2 protein-coding genes and 1 pseudogene are annotated in these 1,464 nt (G+C 52.9%); all 3 read left to right on the top strand.

Annotation, left to right across the window (positions count from 1 at the left end; genetic code table 11):
• Positions 1 to 213, top strand: a pseudogene (locus tag APR53_07340).
• Positions 214 to 335: 122 nt separating this feature from the next.
• The gene (locus APR53_07335) at positions 336 to 932 is read left to right on the top strand and encodes a flagellin (GenBank protein ID KQC05524.1); all 597 of its coding nucleotides are present in this window, start codon (positions 336 to 338) and stop codon (positions 930 to 932) included.
• 113 nt (positions 933 to 1,045) lie between these two features.
• On the top strand, positions 1,046 to 1,464 hold a 419-nt coding region (locus APR53_07330), incomplete at its 3' end, for a hypothetical protein (GenBank protein ID KQC05523.1).

Below are 1,464 nucleotides of genomic sequence, written 5' to 3'. Positions count from 1 at the left end.
AAGTGGAGGATTATTGACATCCAGAACGGCGCAACGACCGACAATCTCCTTGAAAATCAGGAGCAGTTCGTCGTTGCCGTTACCCTGGCGGACGGAAAGCACCTGTCGGAGAACGAGAAGTTCAACCTTGAGATCAAACCCTCGAGCGGTGCGGCTCTGGGCATCAAGCGGACGGGTCCTGCAAAGATCGCCGCTGTGAACCTTCTCTACTAATCCATTTTTTTGCCGGAAACCCCGGCTGCCCGGTAGTGGGAATCAGAAAAGTTATTACCGTTCCATTTCTAAAATTTTTAAGGATATTTGAGGGATCACATATCCTGCGTGGAGGCATTGATATGCAAAAAATGATGAACAGCGAGGACGCGTTCACCGGCCTTGAAGCCGCCATCGTGCTGATCGCCTTTGTTGTGGTCGCAGCGGTCTTCTCGTATGTCGTGCTGGGTGCCGGATTCTTTACGACTCAGAAGAGTCAGGAAGTGGTGTACACGGGTGTTGCCCAGGCAAGTTCCAGCATGGAGATTCTCGGCGACGTTTATGGCCTTAAGAACGCTACATCGGGCGATATCGACAGGATTCGGTTTTCCGTCGGGCTTACCGCGGGCGGCTCTGCGATCGACTTCTCCCGGGTAACCCTGACATGGAGCGATGCGGACAACGTCTACATTCTCGCGGCAAATTCGACGTATTGTGACGGTCAATATCCCCTCGTTCATTCCGGCAGCTGGGGCATTATGGACATCCAGAACGGCGCAACGACCGACTTCCTCCTTGAAAACCAGGAGCAGTTCACGATTGGCGTGAACCTGAGGAATGGCGCACACCTGACGACGAACGAGAAGTTCAATCTTGAGATTAAGCCATCCTCCGGTGCCGCACTCGGCATCAAGCGGACGGGTCCTGCAAAGATCGCTGATGTGAATCTTCTCTACTAAATCATTTTTTACCGAAAACCTTCCTGTACCCGGTTAGAAAATGATGCATCCGCTATTTCCGGATTCTCGTGAAAAAAATCGGTCGATCACCTATCATGTGAAACGGCAGTGCCATGCAGAAAACGATGTATCGCGAAGACGCATTCACCGGCCTTGAGGCCGCCATCGTATTGATCGCCTTTGTAGCGGTCGCAACGGTCTTCTCTTTCGTCGTGCTGGGTGCCGGTTTCTTCACGACTCAGAAAAGCCAGGATGTCGTATATGGCGGAGTCTCTCAGGCCAGTTCCAGCATGGAGATTGTCGGTGACGTTTTTGGCCTGAAGAACGGTACGACGAGCGAGATTGACAGGATTCGGTTTACGGTCGCTCTCACCGTTGGTGGGTTGCCGGTTGATTGCTCCGAGATAACCCTGACATGGAGCGATGCGGGCACCGTCTCCATTCTCGCGGCAGAAGGAGTGCTGTATGATAAGGGCGTATATCCCGGAGCCGGAAAGTGGAGGATTATTGACATCCAGAACGGCGCAACGAC

Source organism: Methanoculleus sp. SDB (assembly GCA_001412355.1).
Classification (GTDB): Archaea; Halobacteriota; Methanomicrobia; order Methanomicrobiales; family Methanomicrobiaceae; genus LKUD01.
This window is presented reverse-complemented; position numbering and strand designations above follow the sequence as displayed.